Origin of the sequence: Streptomyces sp. NPDC086787 (genome assembly GCF_044745865.1) — a bacterium.
In the GTDB taxonomy this organism is placed as follows: Bacteria; Actinomycetota; Actinomycetes; order Streptomycetales; family Streptomycetaceae; genus Streptomyces.
The window spans coordinates 614,412-629,751 of record NZ_JBIVBC010000001.1 but is presented as its reverse complement, the minus strand read 5'-3'; the positions used below and the strand labels follow the sequence as shown (position 1 = coordinate 629,751).

At 67.1% G+C, this 15,340-nt stretch carries 17 protein-coding genes; all 17 read right to left on the bottom strand.

What is annotated here, in order from left to right:
* Nucleotides 1-19 precede the first annotated feature (19 nt).
* The gene (locus ACIPK3_RS02900; protein WP_402566057.1) at nucleotides 20-478 is read right to left on the bottom strand and encodes a hypothetical protein; all 459 of its coding nucleotides are present in this window, start codon (nucleotides 476-478) and stop codon (nucleotides 20-22) included.
* The gene (locus ACIPK3_RS02895; RefSeq protein WP_402566055.1) at nucleotides 475-1,971 is read right to left on the bottom strand and encodes a DNA cytosine methyltransferase; all 1,497 of its coding nucleotides are present in this window, start codon (nucleotides 1,969-1,971) and stop codon (nucleotides 475-477) included. The genes ACIPK3_RS02900 and ACIPK3_RS02895 overlap by 4 nt, the downstream gene beginning before the upstream one ends.
* A 70-nt stretch (nucleotides 1,972-2,041) precedes the next feature.
* Complete coding sequence (locus ACIPK3_RS02890; protein WP_402566053.1) at nucleotides 2,042-2,524, bottom strand: hypothetical protein; 483 nt, start codon at nucleotides 2,522-2,524, stop codon at nucleotides 2,042-2,044.
* 60 nt (nucleotides 2,525-2,584) lie between these two features.
* Nucleotides 2,585-2,740, bottom strand: a complete 156-nt coding sequence (locus ACIPK3_RS02885; protein ID WP_402566051.1) for a hypothetical protein — start codon at nucleotides 2,738-2,740, stop codon at nucleotides 2,585-2,587.
* 52 nt (nucleotides 2,741-2,792) lie between these two features.
* The gene (locus ACIPK3_RS02880) at nucleotides 2,793-3,446 is read right to left on the bottom strand and encodes a hypothetical protein (RefSeq protein WP_402566049.1); all 654 of its coding nucleotides are present in this window, start codon (nucleotides 3,444-3,446) and stop codon (nucleotides 2,793-2,795) included.
* Nucleotides 3,447-3,525: 79 nt separating this feature from the next.
* Nucleotides 3,526-3,954 (bottom strand): hypothetical protein, encoded by a 429-nt coding sequence (locus ACIPK3_RS02875; RefSeq protein WP_402566047.1) that lies wholly within the window; start codon nucleotides 3,952-3,954, stop codon nucleotides 3,526-3,528.
* 102 nt (nucleotides 3,955-4,056) lie between these two features.
* Nucleotides 4,057-5,037, bottom strand: coding sequence for a helix-turn-helix domain-containing protein (locus ACIPK3_RS02870; protein ID WP_402566045.1), 981 nt, complete (start codon nucleotides 5,035-5,037; stop codon nucleotides 4,057-4,059).
* Nucleotides 5,038-5,125: 88 nt separating this feature from the next.
* Nucleotides 5,126-6,256 carry a PD-(D/E)XK nuclease family protein gene (locus ACIPK3_RS02865; RefSeq protein WP_402566044.1) on the bottom strand — a complete coding sequence of 377 codons (1,131 nt, stop codon included), beginning with the start codon at nucleotides 6,254-6,256 and terminating at the stop codon, nucleotides 5,126-5,128.
* 31 nt (nucleotides 6,257-6,287) lie between these two features.
* On the bottom strand, nucleotides 6,288-7,379 hold the full coding sequence (locus tag ACIPK3_RS02860; RefSeq protein WP_402566042.1) for an AAA family ATPase: 1,092 nt from the start codon (nucleotides 7,377-7,379) through the stop codon (nucleotides 6,288-6,290).
* 23 nt (nucleotides 7,380-7,402) lie between these two features.
* On the bottom strand, nucleotides 7,403-7,747 hold the full coding sequence (locus ACIPK3_RS02855) for a hypothetical protein (protein WP_402566040.1): 345 nt from the start codon (nucleotides 7,745-7,747) through the stop codon (nucleotides 7,403-7,405).
* A 217-nt stretch (nucleotides 7,748-7,964) separates the two neighbouring features.
* Complete coding sequence (locus tag ACIPK3_RS02850) at nucleotides 7,965-8,552, bottom strand: hypothetical protein (RefSeq protein WP_402566038.1); 588 nt, start codon at nucleotides 8,550-8,552, stop codon at nucleotides 7,965-7,967.
* Between the two features lie 180 nt (nucleotides 8,553-8,732).
* On the bottom strand, nucleotides 8,733-8,987 hold the full coding sequence (locus ACIPK3_RS02845; RefSeq protein WP_402566036.1) for a hypothetical protein: 255 nt from the start codon (nucleotides 8,985-8,987) through the stop codon (nucleotides 8,733-8,735).
* Nucleotides 8,988-9,015: 28 nt separating this feature from the next.
* Entirely contained in the window at nucleotides 9,016-9,864 is an 849-nt protein-coding gene (locus tag ACIPK3_RS02840; protein WP_402566034.1) for a peptidoglycan-binding protein, read from the bottom strand.
* A 57-nt stretch (nucleotides 9,865-9,921) separates the two neighbouring features.
* A complete protein-coding gene (locus ACIPK3_RS02835; RefSeq protein ID WP_402566032.1) occupies nucleotides 9,922-10,278 on the bottom strand; it encodes a hypothetical protein in 357 nt (118 codons plus the stop codon).
* A gap of 88 nt (nucleotides 10,279-10,366) precedes the next feature.
* Entirely contained in the window at nucleotides 10,367-13,315 is a 2,949-nt protein-coding gene (locus ACIPK3_RS02830; protein WP_402566030.1) for a hypothetical protein, read from the bottom strand.
* 2 nt (nucleotides 13,316-13,317) lie between these two features.
* The gene (locus tag ACIPK3_RS02825; protein ID WP_402566029.1) at nucleotides 13,318-14,403 is read right to left on the bottom strand and encodes a hypothetical protein; all 1,086 of its coding nucleotides are present in this window, start codon (nucleotides 14,401-14,403) and stop codon (nucleotides 13,318-13,320) included.
* Nucleotides 14,404-14,405: 2 nt separating this feature from the next.
* The gene (locus ACIPK3_RS02820) at nucleotides 14,406-15,335 is read right to left on the bottom strand and encodes a hypothetical protein (protein WP_402566027.1); all 930 of its coding nucleotides are present in this window, start codon (nucleotides 15,333-15,335) and stop codon (nucleotides 14,406-14,408) included.
* Nucleotides 15,336-15,340: the final 5 nt, after the last annotated feature.

Below are 15,340 nucleotides of genomic sequence, written 5' to 3'. Positions count from 1 at the left end.
GCCCTGCTCCTTCGGGGGATCAGGCGACGTCCGGGAGTTCGAGCTGCTGAGCGTCGAACTCGGACTCGTCGTCGAGTGGGTTGGGGCCGGGGCGGTAGAAGGGTTCGCACTTGGGGCACTGCTGCTCGACGGCGCGACGGTGGGCGCGAGATCCGGCGGGAGTCCCGCAGGACTTGCGGATGACCGCCTTCGGCAGCTCCGACGGGTCGGCGTCGGGCAGGGCGGCGACGATCACGCCGTTGAGCCAGATCCGGCCGCCGCAGACGCCGTCGAAGTCGTTCTTGGCGGGCAGAACCTGCCGGATGCAGGCGGCCCGGTAGGGGCAGCCGCCGCAGACGTAGAGGACGGGTTCGCAGATGGCGACCAGGTCCTTGCCCGTCTTCCACCGGTTGTCGGCTACCGCGAAGTCGGGGTCGCCCCAGCAGGGCGCGTGATCGGTGACCTGGGTGCCGGGCAGGACACTGCGTGATCCGGTCACAGGACGGGCTCCAATCGCTGGCCTATCCACCGCGCGACGTTGACCGAGACCGCGTTGCCCGCCTGCATGGTCTGCTCGGCCTGGTTGCCGTAGACGACGTACTTCGAGGGGAACCGCTGCCCTTCGAGCTGTTCGCGGGGCTTGAGCATCCGGAAAAAGCAGTCGTTGATGTCCGGGGCGGAGCGGACCAGGGCAGCCGAGTCGCGGGTGGAGAGGGTGTGGACGGGTTCGGCGGCCGTCTTCACCGCGGCCTTGCGGTACGGCACGACGAGGGTGTTCCTGGCGCGCTCGGGGACGCGGCCGGCGTGGGTGACCAGGCCGTGGTGGTTGCCCTGCGCGGTGACTCCGCTCAACGGATTGGACGCGGGGCTGGCGGTTGAGTGGTTGCGGAATTCGACGATGAAGGGGTCCACCGTCAGCAGTGCCTCGCTCTCGCGGGTGGTGCGGGTGCGAAGGGGGACGTCGACGGGGACGGCGTCGGTGTTCCACGAGCCGCCGGTCGGCACGAGGAGGGCGTCCCCCTGCTTGGCGGTTCGGGTCGGCAGCGGCCGGTCCTCGACGGCGTACGCCCGGTCGCCGCCCTCCTTGCCGTGGGTGAGCGTGATGGAGCTGGGCCGATAGGGGAACTTGAGGAGGCCCGCGCGGATGCGGTCCATCGTGGTGTCCACGAGGGGCTTCTTGCGGTCGCCGATGCGCGTGCCGAGGTCGTCCCAGTTGATGATGTCGCTGGCTGGGCGGACGTAGGGCTCGACCATCGCGTGACGGCAACGGGAGTTGGGGCAGCGGTAGATGTAGTCGCGCCGGTACTTCCCGATCCGTACGCCCGCGACGTTCCACGACTGGATGGCGTGCACGTCCTCGCCGCAGTCCACGCAGGGTGCGAGGGGCCTCGGCTCCAGGTCCGGCTTTCGCATGGTGTTGAGGGTGAAAACCACGTACATGCGGTCGCGCCACTGCGGGGCGCGCAGGTTGACGTCGTCGCCGACGTGCGCGCTGCTCACGCACACGATCTGGTACTGGTAGCCGAGCAGTTCCATGGCTTCGAGCCACTTCGGGAACAAGATCCAGTCGAGACCGAATTCCACGACGTTCTCCACGACGATGGCCTTGAACCGTTTGGCCTCGGCCGCTCGGACGACGCACCAGCCGGTGACCCGGGTCCGCTCGAAGGCGTCCTTGGTCAGGGCCTCCCAGTCCTCCCCCTCCTCAATGAGGTCGAGCAGGTCCATCTGGTGGGTCTCGCGCCGCCGCCCGCCTGCGGGGCTGATCTCGGTGCAGATGACCGACGCCCACAGGACATCGGCGTTGGGCAGGTAGCGCATGGGGAAGCCTGAGATGTCGATGCAGGCGTGGTCCGCGTTGCGGTGGTTGGCGGCGTGTGTGTCGATGGCAAGCTGCCAGTGGTTGATCCCGAGGATCAGTTCGTACCCGGCTTCCACGAGTCCGGTGCTGCTTCCTCCTGCGCCGCACAGCAGGTCGATGACTTTGGCCATGGTGGTGTTCGTTCTCCAAGAGGTCAGCGTCGCCCGACCCCGCAGGCGCGGGGCCGGGCGACGGTCGGGATCAGTAGGTGCGCAGGCCGCCGCGCTTCTGGGCGCGGCGCAGGAATGTTGTCCACGAGCGCCATGTCGGATCGCCCATGGGCATTTCGGCTACGTCCGCGTGGGGGTGGGCCGCGTAGGCAGCCAGCGCGGCGCTGATCTCGGCGACGGTGACGAGGAATCCGCCGTTGACCTGGAGCTTGTAGGACGGGATGCCGGTCGGCTTCGACTCGCCGTAGTCCAGGGCAGCCTGGTATGCGGCGCGGAACTCGGCGATGCGGTTGGCGGTCGCCTGGTCGGGCGGAGTACCGGGCTGGAAGTCGTCGGTGGCCAATCCGTACGCCGACAGGGGCGGGACGGAGGGAACGGGCAGCTCGGTGAGCATCCCGAAGTTGGCCATCGCGTCGAGCGTCCGGGGCATGGCCGTCCACGCGAAACGGAAGTAGTTCTCGTCCCCTTCGGCCAGCTTGCCGTCAGTGGCCTGGATGTAGATGTCGTATCCCAAGGTGGTGGTTCTCCAAGAGGTCTTCGGCTGTCCGGCCCGGTGCGGCGGGCCGGACAGCGTTCAGCGGTGGGCGGCGTGCTTGTGGTGCTGCTCGCCGCAGGTGGTGCACTTCGGGAGCCGGTTGCGTGCCTCCCAGCGCAGCTCGCCCACGACGAGCACGGTGAGGCCGGCGGCGACGCCGAGGGCGAGCGCGAGCAGCGCCAAGATGACGGTCATCGCCTCGCCTGTCCGTCGCGGGCCGGGCAGGGCTGCATCGCGGTGCCGGGCATCAGGCGCTCACCAAGCCGACGTGGGCGAGGTAGAGGGTGACGATCTCGCCGTTCAGCTCCCAGATGGTCAACGGCCAGTCAGTTCCGCCCTGTTCGTGGATGCACCGCCAGCCGCGTTCCGCCAGGAGGTGGGTGGCGTAGCCGTACTCCTTGACGGCCGCGTGCCGGTCATCGAAGGGGCCCTCTACGAGCTTGCTGATGCGCCTGTGGTCCTTCGTGACGCCGTCGAGCTGGACGGACATCAGGTCGATCAGTTTGGGCGCGAGGCGCCGTTCAGCGACGAAGGAACTGATCGCCTGGATCAGGGGGACGACGTTGTTGCCGTGCTGCGAGTGCTCGCCGTCGACGGTGGAGTTGTAGACCATCTCATCGACGGTCGGGTTGTCCTCGTGGGCTCGCCTGACGTGCCAGCCCTCGACCTGCGAGGGGTCGATGGGCAGTTCCTCGACCGAGGAGATCCACAGGTGCGATCCGTCGGTGAGCTGCACGGTGATACCGAACATGCCGCCGCAGATCTCGATGTCGGCGACGAGCGGGATGCTCCGCAGAGCGGTGATGACCGGCTCGTAGGCGTTCCACAGCTTGCGCCACAGCGGGTCGTCGGTGTTGCCGTGCACGGGCATCGGGGCCATCTGCGCGAGGTGGTTGCTCACGGATTTCTCTCCAAGAGGTCTTATGCCGCCCAACAGTACAGAGTTGGGATCTATTTCGAAACCGATTGAAATGCCTTGATCAGCACACGGGGGGCCTGCGGCGCTCCTCGCGCGCGCCGCGAGCGACAGCGGTCAGGACCGTCAGCTCGTCGGCACGCCGCTGGGCCGCGTCGGCGATGCGCCGCGCCTCGAAGGCGAGGCTGCGCGCCTGCATGAGGGCGTGGTGGTTGTCGCGAGGGTCGAGGTGGATTTCCGCTCCGCCGGTCTCGTCGAGCAGTTCGGTGACGATGTCGTCCCGCACGTGCTCCGCGTGACCGAGACCGTCGAGATCCCGTTCCAGTTCGGCCTGGTCCTTGAGGTCGGCGATCTGGATCAGCATGTCACCGACCCCCTCGGGGTCTTCGCGGTAGAGGTCCGCGAGGGTGCGGATCTGCTCATGGGCGGCGGCGCTGCCGTCGAGCACGATCGCGCCCTTGTGTGCGCGGCGGAGGGTGGGCAGGTAGCTCATGTCATCCTTCCGGTTCGGAGGGGCTTCCCCCCTCTTTCTGGTTCTATTCTATATGCAATTCTCGGCATGTCCATATTCCTGGGGGAATATTCTTTTGGCCGCCTAAGTTCTTTGCTGCCTGCGGACCTTGGAGTCCCGCACGGCTTCGCGCGCTGCGCGCCGAGCCGTCTCCATCGACTCCGGCCGTTCTGCGACCTGCTGTCGGCGGCTGGCCGCGTCCTCGTGCCACTCATCCCAGAAGCGCCCGTGCTCACGGTGCTCATCTGCCTTGGCCTGCGCCCGCTCCCGTTCACGCCCTGCACGCGGATTGGTCCCGCACCCGCGACAAGACGCAGCAGGGCGGCCACTGTGGCGTGCACAGCCGCCTTGCGGGCTTGCGCGGTCCGGTGCCTGGTCGTCTTCCTCGGCGGCCACGGACTCCCCTACGGCGTCAGCCGTGGGGGTAGGGGGGAAAGGAAGGACAGAGGAAGAACCAGGAAAGGAAGGGGTTTCACCACTGGAACCCACTGGGTTCCCCGCGTGAAACTCATCGGGTTCCACCGGTGGAACCCGGCTCTCTGCCTCCTCCGGGTTCCCCTCGTGGAACCCTGCTCCCTCCCCTGGGTTCCCCTCGTGGAACCCTGCCTCCACCTGCGGCTTTCCAGTCTTCTGCTGCCGCTCGGCCTCACGGGCTTCGACGTCTTGGTAGGTCATCGCGGGCTTGGCCGGAGCCGAACGCACCACACCGGAGCGGGCCTTGCGCGGGTTCTTGGGAGCAGCCTTGCGGGCTTCGGCAGCCGCCTTGAGGTCCGGTGTGGTCGGCGTGGGGGGCACGCCGAGCGGGAAGACGCGGTAGACGGCAGATCGGCCCGCTTTGCCGGTCTCAACGCGCTCCACGAGCCCCTTGGCTATCAGCTCCGTGACGATGGTGATGGCGCGCTTGTCGGTCACGCCGACCCAGGCCGCGAGGCGCGTGAGGCCGGGTCTCGCGAGGCGCGTCTCGTCGTCCGCGCTGTCGGCGATCTTCATGAGGGCGAGCTTCTGGCTCTGGCTGAGCACGTCGGGCGGCAGATACGCCGCAGCGATCATCAGTTGGATGGACACGGTTCCCCTTGGGTGGTGCAGGCATGGCGGCAGGACGGTGCGCCCCGCCCGACGTTCACGGGCGGGGCTGAGAAAGTCGGGGGCGGGGTCAGGCCGGCCCGACGTTGATGACCGGCGCTGTCTTCTTCCCGGTCTTCCGCCGTGGGACGGGTAGACCGGCGGCCTTGAGGTTCTTGACCATGCGGTCCGCGTCCGGCTTCATCGGGACCGGGATGCCAGCGATCTCGTGGAGGTCGACCATCGCTTCCACGTCGTCCTTCTCCTCGTCGTTCCCACCGCGCCAGGAGAGCTTGTTCGGGCCGTAGGTCCCGGCTGGGGACTGGTCCAGCTTCTTGCGGGCGAACGTCTTGATGCGGTTGCCCTCGCTGGCGAGTTCGTGTCCCTTCACGTAGTCGACGAGCGCCTGCTCCCGGTCGGCGTCGTTGTGGATGAGCGCCGTCTGCTCCGGGACACCCGGCGCCGTCCCCGGCCAGCACAGGGAGCGGAAGGGGCAGTAGTCGCAGATGGCGTCCAGGCCGGGCCCGTTGAAGTCGCGCGGCATCGCTTCGGGGTCGGCGGTCTCGCGCACGCGCTCCACCCACCACTGGGCCTCTGCGGCCCGCTGGGGATCGAAGTCGATCTCCTGGATGTGCTCCGCGCCGCTGTCGCGGTTGATGAAGCGGAAGCGGATGCGCCCGATGTTGAGCGGGCCCAGGCGGGACAGGTACCGCTGGCCCGGCACGTCTTCGAAGCCGACCTCGTGCAGCGCGCCCGCGTAGAGGTGGACCTGCCGAAGCTCGGCGGCCGTCGCGCCGTAGCGAAGGACACGGTCCCACATATAGGTCGACTTCGTCTTCACGTCCTCCACGGTGAGCACGTCTGCGGGTATCACAGGTCGGTGCCGCGCAGGCAGACGGGCGGCCGTCGCCGAGTCGAGCTGGACGACATCGACGTGGCCCCTGATCAGGTCGTCCTGCACACTGCGCTCCACCAGCCAGCGGTACTCGGTGCGCGCCGACTCCAGCAGGCCGTAGTGGATGAACGTGCCGAGGATCGCCGCGCGCTTGTCGGCGTGATCGGTCGGCGTGACGCCGTGCAGGATGTAGGCGGCGCGACGGCCGCACACGGTATCGGACGCCCCGAGCTGGGTCTGAAGGGATCGCGGGCGGCGGGCGTCGACATCATGGGCTGCGTCCCAGATGGACGGCGCGACGCCGTCGAGGATGGTTGCTACGGACATGGGAGTTCTCCAAGAGGTGCGTGCAGGCCGGTCACTGCTCGGCGTCCGCGTCCTGCTCGGCGGCCTTCCGCTTGGCGGCGGCTCGGAGCTTGTCGGCGTCGGTCAGTGGGCCCTCGCCCATCTCCGAGCGCGGGTTGTCCAGCTCGGCCGCCCTCTGCTCGGCGGCGGCCCGCACGGTGGCGATCTCGTCCCGGCTGAGGCGGTTGGTCGGGTCGGGGACGGAGCGCCACAGCGCACCGAGAGCTTCCTTGTCCTTCAGCTCGGCGATGCGGGTCAGCCACGGCTGCACCAGGTCACCGGCGAGCGCGGGCATCACGCGCGGCTGGGATTCGATGGAGCAGCCGAGCCCGTTGAAGACCAGGTCCTCGATGCTGAAGTCCCGCAGCGTCAGGGGCTTCCTCTGCTCCACGCGCATGCGCAGGGACCGCACCTTGACGATCTGGGGGTCGGCGTCACGCTTCATCCGCACCCAGCAGGTCGAGTCGAAGCCAAGGTCCTTCTGGGCCGAGACCTTCCACTCTGTCTGGTTCTGGATGGGCTGGCCGTTGTCGTCCGTGGCACTGACCTGCTTGCCGCGGGCCAGGACGATGGCAATACCAGGGAGGGTGCGCAGCAGGTAGACGATCCTGTTCCACCGCTCCAGCGCGTCGTTCCACAGGTTCCGGCCGATGTCGTAGGCGGCATCGGGATCCGCCTGGAGCAGCTTGCGGTTCTTCTGCGTCCTGCGGCCCCGCTCGTACGTCCAGTTGGTCAGCATCCGCCACAGGGCCGAGCCCGAGTCGATGGTCAGGACGACCGGCGGCTCCCCGGCCGCTGCGGCACGCCGAGCTTCGGCATGCACGGCCTCAACCTGCTCAAGGATGTCCCTGTAGGTGCCGTCGTGCTCGATGATCAGGTAGTTCGCGCCCTCGATCGCCGCGTACTCATCGGCCGATCCCTCATCGAGGTCGATCCAGTACATCTGGCCGATGCGCTCAGAGGCGGAGAACTGGGCGGCCGAGTAGGTCTTGCCGGCGCCCTCCTCCCCCTCGATGAGGATCAGCGGCCATGGCACGATCCCGGTCGGCTTGCGGGTCTTGAGCTTGATGGCGGGCGGCTTGGCGGCGCCCGCTGGTGCGTTCACGATCTGGCTCCAAGAGGTCGTGGTCAGTCCGCGCGCAGGGCTCGGACTTCGAATAGCGGGGACCACTCCGGGTGTTCGGCCAGCAGGAGGCGGACGTACCGGGAGCGGTAGTCGTTGTTCAGCGCGAACTCGTCGCCTCGGGTGGCCGCGCCGTACTGGTAGCGCAGGAGCTCGAAGAGCATCCCGATGCCAATGCGGCCGAACCCCTTCTCCGCGCAGTCGGCGGTCATCCGGGCCAGCGACCTGAGAACCCAGGGGTTGAGTGCGTGGAACGCCTCGAACCGCTGCTGGATGGTCAGGCCCCCGACGTCGGCAGGGTGGCGAACGGGCTGGATGGTGCCGAACAACGATGGCTGCTCGATCAGCAAGGCTCTCCCCCTCGGAGATGGTACAAACACTATGGAGTGTTGGAATCTATCTCTGGGCAGAACGAATGTCGATCGACAACCCTCACAACCGCCCTTCGGCGGGCCCCTGGAGAACGGCACGACACCCCCAATGAAATAGAAGCGCACCCGACTGGGTACGCTTCTATTCTATATGCAATATGGGGTGAGATCAAGAACAACTGGCTTTAGTGGCAGGCTAGTTGGCGGGCTTCTGTGCGGCCTTGCCTCGCGGCACGATCCTCGCGCCTGGGCCGTCGTACGTGCCGCCGCGCAGCGCGGTCAGAACCGCATCATCGACCGCCCACTCCACACCGCGGGCCCCCGCCTGGAGCGCGGGCACGTCTTCCATTACGGACTCCAGGAGCCAGATCGGCGACCCGGAGAGGGTGTAGTCGGCGGGACGGAAGCGGCCGGTACCGACCGCCTTCCGCAGCAGAGCACCAGAAGGAAGGTTGAACAGGTTCACCACTTCGGCCTGGCCCACCAGCGGCGGGAGCTGGCCGACCTCACGGACCCAGTGGCCCGGGTCCTGTTCCTTGACCAGCCGATCGAGCACGGCCTCGTTGAGGTGCTTCGCACGGGGGGTGGTCTGGCCGAAGCCCTTCACGAAGTGGAGTAGCCAGTAGGGCGAGCCGCTGATGATCTTGGCGTATCGGTAGTCGAGCGTGTGGTCCCGACTGATCCACTGACTGACCTGGAGCCGCTTCACGTCGTACAGCGCGGCGAACTCGGCTCCGCCGGCCAGGTACGGCTTCCGTACCGCTGGCCTCTGATCCCCTGCCACTCCATCGCCTTCCGCTCGCAGTGCGTATGCATATAGATTGTAACCAGTGTGCGAGCGGAGTCCGCACCCTCCGGGAACCCAGGTAGTGTGGGGGCTTCCAAGAGGTCGAAGGCCCCCGTCGCGAGACGGGGGCCTTCTTCCTTGCTTACTCGAGCGCCTTACGGCGTCCCGCCGATCTACTCAGGTCCTCGGCAGCGGGAGCTGCGGACCCTCATACTTCGGAGGCCGCGCGTAGCCGAGCAGCCAGCCGAAGCGTGGCGAGACGTGTTCCTCGGCGACACGGAAGGCCCCGTAGTAAGCGAAGATCACGGCGGGGGTGAGGACGCCGGACACGGCGGTCGCGTCCAGGTCAAGGCCGTGACGGAGGGCCACCGAGACGAGCCAGCCGACCGCGGCTGGCACTCCGGTGCGCAGAAGGGATGCGTACAGATTCATGCGTTCTACTCCTTGATGGGATCGAGGGTCAGCCGAAGAGGCGGGACCAGGTCTGGGGGCCGGGGAGGCCGTCGGCGTCAGCCCCGCTCCACTTCTGCGCGAGCTGGAAGTCACGGACGTTCAGGCGGTCGGCCTCACCCCAGTCACGGGACGGACCCACGCGGTAGTGCTTGCCGAAGCCGCGTCGAACGAGCTGCTGGCCCAGGAGCAAGATCGAGGCGTTCGACTTGCCGGGGCCGAAGGCGCTACGGCCGGGGAACGGGGGCGGCCCCGGCTTGGGCGCCGGGCTCGTGCCAGTGGGCCACCTCGGCATCGGGCCTGGGTCGGTGTGCTGGTTCTCGGGCACCTGACCGTGGCCGTAATGCCCGCCCTCCGTCTCCCAGATGTGCTCGTTGCGCTTCGCGCTCCAGGTAGGCGTGCCCATCGGCCAGACGTCAGGCACTCCCCAACTCCGGGCCCAGGCAAGGATCTTGTCCAGGCCCTTGGCCGGGGTGTCACGGACGGTCGCGTAGGACTTGCCGTTCACCCGGCAGTAGGGGAAGAACAACGTCTCCACCTGGATACACACACGGCCCGTACGGTTGGTGCGGGTCCCGCCGGCCGCGTCGACGACCGACTTCGACCGGCTGTTCGCCGGGTAGAACTGGGCGACCCTTCCCGTGAACGGATCCCACAGGAGGTGCGGTGCCGCGCTGCTGCCGCTGCCGGTGAAGTACCGGACGAGCTGATCGAAGGGGACGAGGTCGGCAGGCTTGGCCGCCGTGCCGTTCTTGTCCCAGGTGATGTGCCAGATCACGCGCGGGTCGTACTGGGTGTCGGTCGGTGCCGTGTCGCTGAGCGGGTGCCGCTCGGCTCCGGGCAGCCAGAGATCGGGCATGAGGCGCGTCCTGCTTCTCCCCCGCGCCATGAGCGATCTTGAGTGACGTTGTCGTTTCTATGGGCTGCCGCGCGCAGCGAGCAGCAGTTGCAGCACGGTCAGGAGCACCGGCGCGATGAACGCAGAGACGATCAGACGGCGGTTGGTGTTCGCCTGCTCGCGGTCCTGGTCCCGCTCGGTCTTGACGGTCTCCAACTCGCGTTCGAGCGAGTCGACACGCAGAGCGAAGCTGCGCTGGTCGGCGCGGTACACGTCCACGGTGACCACCTCGCTGAGGCGGTTCGCCAGAGCAGCGATGTCGCTGCGCAGATCGTCTCGAAGCTGTGCGAGATCGTCACGCTGGTCCTCGCGCAACTGGACAACAGCGCGGTGCAGTTCCCACAGCGTGGGTTCCGCGCCCGGCGGGATGCTCACCGCGTACTCCTTCGGCGATCGGTGGCCCCGCGCCACGCCTTGATCATACGGCCGCGCGGGGTGCCGCCAAATCCGATAGCCGCACTCTCTACTTCGTGTAGGTCACGCGTAGCTGAGGCGGGTAGCTTTGCCCGACGCCCTGAGCGCGCCCGTAGTAGTTCAGGTCGGAGTTGTTCGGGTCCAGCGCGATGCCGCGCCAGCTCGTGCTGTCAAATACAGCGGTAATATCGACCCACTTGCCGACGTTCTTCCCCCAACTGATCGTCTGTGACTCGCTGTCGGAACTGAACGTCGACGGGCGCGATGTGAACTTGTGAGCCTTGATTACTGCCTTACCTCCGCCGTTGTAGTACCAATGATCAAAGTAGAGGTAAACCTCGGCCTTTTGAATAGCGGCACCTGACAGATCAGTTCCGAGCGAGGCGGGGAATCCAATGAGGCTCGCCTGCATTCCATTGGTGGAGCTGAAGTAGCCCTGGAGACACTGGGATCCGTAAAACGAGTTGTAGCTGCCACGATTGGCGTAGCTGCCGGACCAAGAGGCCGCGTACGTCTTGGTGTAGGTCTTCTTGGGCGGGGTGGTTGTGCCGCCGCCGACGTTGTATACGCCGGTTTCCGGTACGTATGGACCCACGTCCTCGACGTACATCAGGCCCGGGTAGTTGGTGCCTCCCAACAGTCGCACGGTCTGACCCGCCGGGCCACTCTGACAGCGGAAAGTAGTCAGCAGCCGGTGCAGCCCCCCGCCCAACACGGAGCCGGGCCGGATGATCTCCATTCGAATGCGCTGGTATCCGGCCGAAGGCATGGGGTAGATCGCGGACTGGATCTGCAAGGAAGAGATCGACGGGGTCTTTGCACCGCCGTCCCGAAGGGCGACGACAAGTTCACCCCCAGCCACAGAGGGGTCCGCGTAGCAGTCCAAGACGACGCGGTACATGCGGCTGGTGTCGGCATCGAAGGACAGCTCTACGAATCCGTAGTCGGTACTCCCAGCCGAGACGGCGCTTGCCTGATAGTCGACAGCTATCAGCCCACGGGCGAATCGCGCCAAGTAGTTCTCGAATGGATCGCCACCGATGGTGAGCTTGCCTGCCACGGCCAGGTCAGCAACGCCTGTGTTGCCGTCTTGGTCGATAGTGGCAACTGCGATGCCGTCATTCGTCAGCGACACGTAGTTCGGCGTGCCGGTGGTCAGCGATACCGCCTCGCCCCCGGACTCGTCATACAGGCGCAGTCCCTCTGGGGAGAGTTCGGCGCGGGCACCGGTTCCCGGCGTGGAAAGCACCGCCCGGCATTCAAGGTTGTCGAAGTACGCGCTGCCGGTGGCGGTCGTGACGTCGGTGCCGTCGACCCCGATCCGCATGTTGGCCTGGGTGGAGTTGGCTGGGACTGTAATGACCTTGGAGATGCGCTGCCACGTGCCGTCGGTAACTGGAGCAGAGACGATGATTCCATCCGAGCCGACGCGCGTACCGGCCTCGTCGTAGAAGCCAAGGAACAACTTCACGCTGGCCCCAGTGAAGTCCGCGGTCGTCTTGTAGTCGGCGGCAATCCAGTAGCGATCTCCCGTCAGCACTGGCGACGCGGCGTGCTGCACCCACCGGTACGCCCCGGCAGCAGAGGCGATGCGCAACCGCTTGGCGGAGTTGTTGCCCCCGTCTTCCACAGCGAAGGCACTAGGGTCCTGGCCCACCAGACCGGCCGCGACAACGCCAGTTTCATAGGAGGGATCTCCGACCAGGTTGCCGTTGGTGCCGATGGCCAGCCGCGACGCCGAGAGCGAGCCCGCGGCGATGTTTCGGGCGGTCAGCGTGTTGGTGGCGATCTCGTCGCCAGTCAGAGACAGCGCCTTGACCTCGCGGGCAGTGAGGGACTTCGCGACGACCTTCTCGCCAGTAACGGACTGGGCGGCCAGCTCCAGGGTGCCAATGGACTCGGCCAAGACCATGCCTGCGCCGATGACGCTCCGAATCTCGGCGTTGTCGAAGTCGGCTGTGCCCGCAGTGGCCTGGAAGCCCTGTAGCCAGACTGTGGCGGTCACGGTGCCGGAGGGTGCCTGCACCTGCGCAGTCACGCGGGTCCAAGCCGTGCCGGGAGTGGGCTTCGCAATGGCGGTGCCGTAGCCGAGAACCCCGCCGTCAGCGTTCTGCCAGCGCAGGTAGAGACGGACCGAGTCCCCCGCCCAGTCGGCGGAGGCACGGGAGTCGAAGGCGAGGAAGAAGCGGTTGCCCGGAGAGACGGGCAGCTCGGTGATGAGGAGACTGGGAGAAGTCGGCGTGGAGCTGGTGCCGTTGACCCGCAGAGCCTTCGAAGAGCCATTGCCGTCGACAAGCGCCCACTGGGTGTTTGCGGCGACGAGCTGGGCGGTGAAAGCTCCGTCGAACGAGGGGTCGGGCAGCAGGTTGCCAGTACCGATGCCGAGCTCATTGTGGCCGACCGCACCAACTTGAAGCTTGGCACGGGACACAGCCCCTTCGGCAAGCGCAGTCTCCCCGACGATGCCGTCCAGGACCTCCTGAGCGACAACAGGCCCCGGAGTAACCGGTCCGCTCTGGACTGACGGGAGTGACGCGACACCCGAAGAGCTGCGCGTGAGCAGGCGGACGTACAGCGGCTGCTCGGCTGGGATGGTCAGCGTGCCGCCTCGCGGGGATTCGAGTGTGCCGCGCAGGGTGGCAGTTCCAGGAGTGAAGTTGTCCAGGCCGGCTGCGTGGACCTCGACGCGGGCAAAGTCCAGCGGGCATGCGGCGGCGTCGGTGAAGTTCCCCTCCCAGGCGGCGGCCACGGCACCCGGGATCGCGGTGACGGTGGGTTGGCTCGGGGTCGGAGGCGTAGGGCCGTTGACGACGTTGACTCCGGTAGTGCCATCGGGCTGCTGGCCTATGACCGCGCGCAGGGATCCGTCGTCGTCGAAGACGCTGATCGCGCCGTCCTCGATGGAGGAGTACGCGAGCTGGGCCGTGCGGCTGGTGCTGTCGAGGCGTCGCTCGACGGCAGCCAAGCGAGCGGCGAGACTGGCGATCTGATTTGTCATGCTCAGGCTCCGTAGGTGTAGCGGTCCGCTCGCGCCAGTTGGACGGTGACCTGCTCCGGTTCGTCGTCGGTCGGCGGCTTAAGGGTCCAGCCGGTGATGCGAGACCAGCCGTCGTACTGCGTCCACTCGTCGTTCAGGCGTACGCGAACGTCGTCGCCGATCTGGAAGGCTCCGATACGGGCCGCCGGATGGTCGCGGAGCACCACCTCGGTGACCTCGCCGATGACCGACCGGTTCACGCGCTCGGTGCGGGTGCGGGCGGCGAGCCGGTCGTTGGCTTTCTCGTTGGGAACTTCGAGGACCTGCTCAAGGCGCAGGCGGCCGTTCCGGGCTGCGTCCACGACACGGCGCCGGGAACGGCCTTCACCCGCTCCGAGACCGATGACGACCTGGGCGTAGCTGTCGGCGTCGTACTCCACGGGAACAGTGGAGGTGACGTTGATGCCCGAGGTGAAGCTGATGTCCTGCCGCCGCGTGCCCAGGCGGGGCCACCCGATCCGGATGCGCTGCATCGGGGCATCACCAGACCAGGCGACGGTCTCGGTCCACTCAGGCCCGCCGGCCACGGCCACCATGTCGTCCACGACCTTGCTGAGCGTGGGTGCTTCCCACCAAGGGGTGGAGTAGGGCTCTGCGGGTGTGCCGACCTTGGCAGCGGAAGTCGTGCTGTCGACCGCGACGCGTATGTTTCCGTCCGGCTGGGACTGGCAGTACGCCCAGGCATCGCGGATCACGCGGCACGGGTCGGCGTTCACCCACGGCCCGCGTCCGTCCAGGTTGCCGTGGAGATCGGTGCGCTTGGTGAGGTACGAGCTGAATCCGCTGGCCTCGATCCGCAGCTTCTGGCCCTCTGGCTCCGCGCGCCAGATGATGCCGCCCCACAGCAGGGTGCGGTCGCGTTCGGCGAAGATCAGGGTCGTGCCCGGGTCGACCTGTGCAGGGGCGAGGTTGGCCAGCCTCGGCTCGATGACGCCGGTGAAGTTGCCCGGCCCGCACAGCTCCGGGCCGAACTCGACGCCGGTCAGTGGAAGGTCCCAGGCCAGGGTGTCGCCGGTGAGGGCATGCGTGGTCAGGTAGCGGTACGACATCGTCAGATGACGCCCTCATTGAACTCCACGTCACAGACGATGGAGGTGGAGCCGTCCACGCCAAGGTTGCCGGTCTCGCTCTTGGACATGTAGGTCTGCACGTACAGCGTCTGGTTGGTACCGCGCATGGCCGCCGTGACGCCGATGTTGTCGGCCAGGACGATGGTGGACCGACGGATGTTCTTGCCCTGGTCGTCGTCGATCACTGTGTTCTGGCCCTGCACGGTGCCGATGACGTGCTGCATCGACGCGAAGACGTCGGCGCTGTCCATGCGGAGCCCGGCGAAAGTCGTGACGACCTTGAGGCTCACTGCCCAGTCGGGCACCGGGACGGTCCAACGTGCGGCTGCTGGCCACACGTGCCACTTGTTGTCCTGGTAGGTGAGGGTGGACAAGCTGCCAGGGAAGGACGTGTACAAGCGCCGTTCCCGTCGCGGGTTGGCGATGCTCCGCAGGTCCTTGATCATCGCGTCTGTGATGGTGGCTGTGTTCGCCGGGATGTCGAGACGAGCCAGCGGGATGGCCGTCATTCCTGCCGGTACCGCCGTAGCGGTCGCCGACACGTTGGGGATCACCTGGAAGTAGCCGATGTCGTCCTTGGCCGGATCACGGTTGCCTTCGTACTCAGGGTCCTCGATGCGCTGTACGAGGAGGTCGGATCGGCCAGAGGCTCCAGTGGGAGCGACGGGCACGATGGTGTCGCCGATGTTGTATTGCGTATACGCGCCCTGGCCCCACGAGGCGCCGCGTATGACGGAGGAACCGTCCCCGACGCGTACGCCGGCCCCCGGTGTTGAGAGCTGGCGCACCTTGAGGTCGTTGGCCTCGGTCACGCCCTGGGAGCCGCGGGCGAGGTCTCTGACCATCATCCTGAACGCGCGGGCGGGATGGGTGCCGCCGTGGGTGAGCATGGGCGGCTGGACGAGCGTCACAGCAG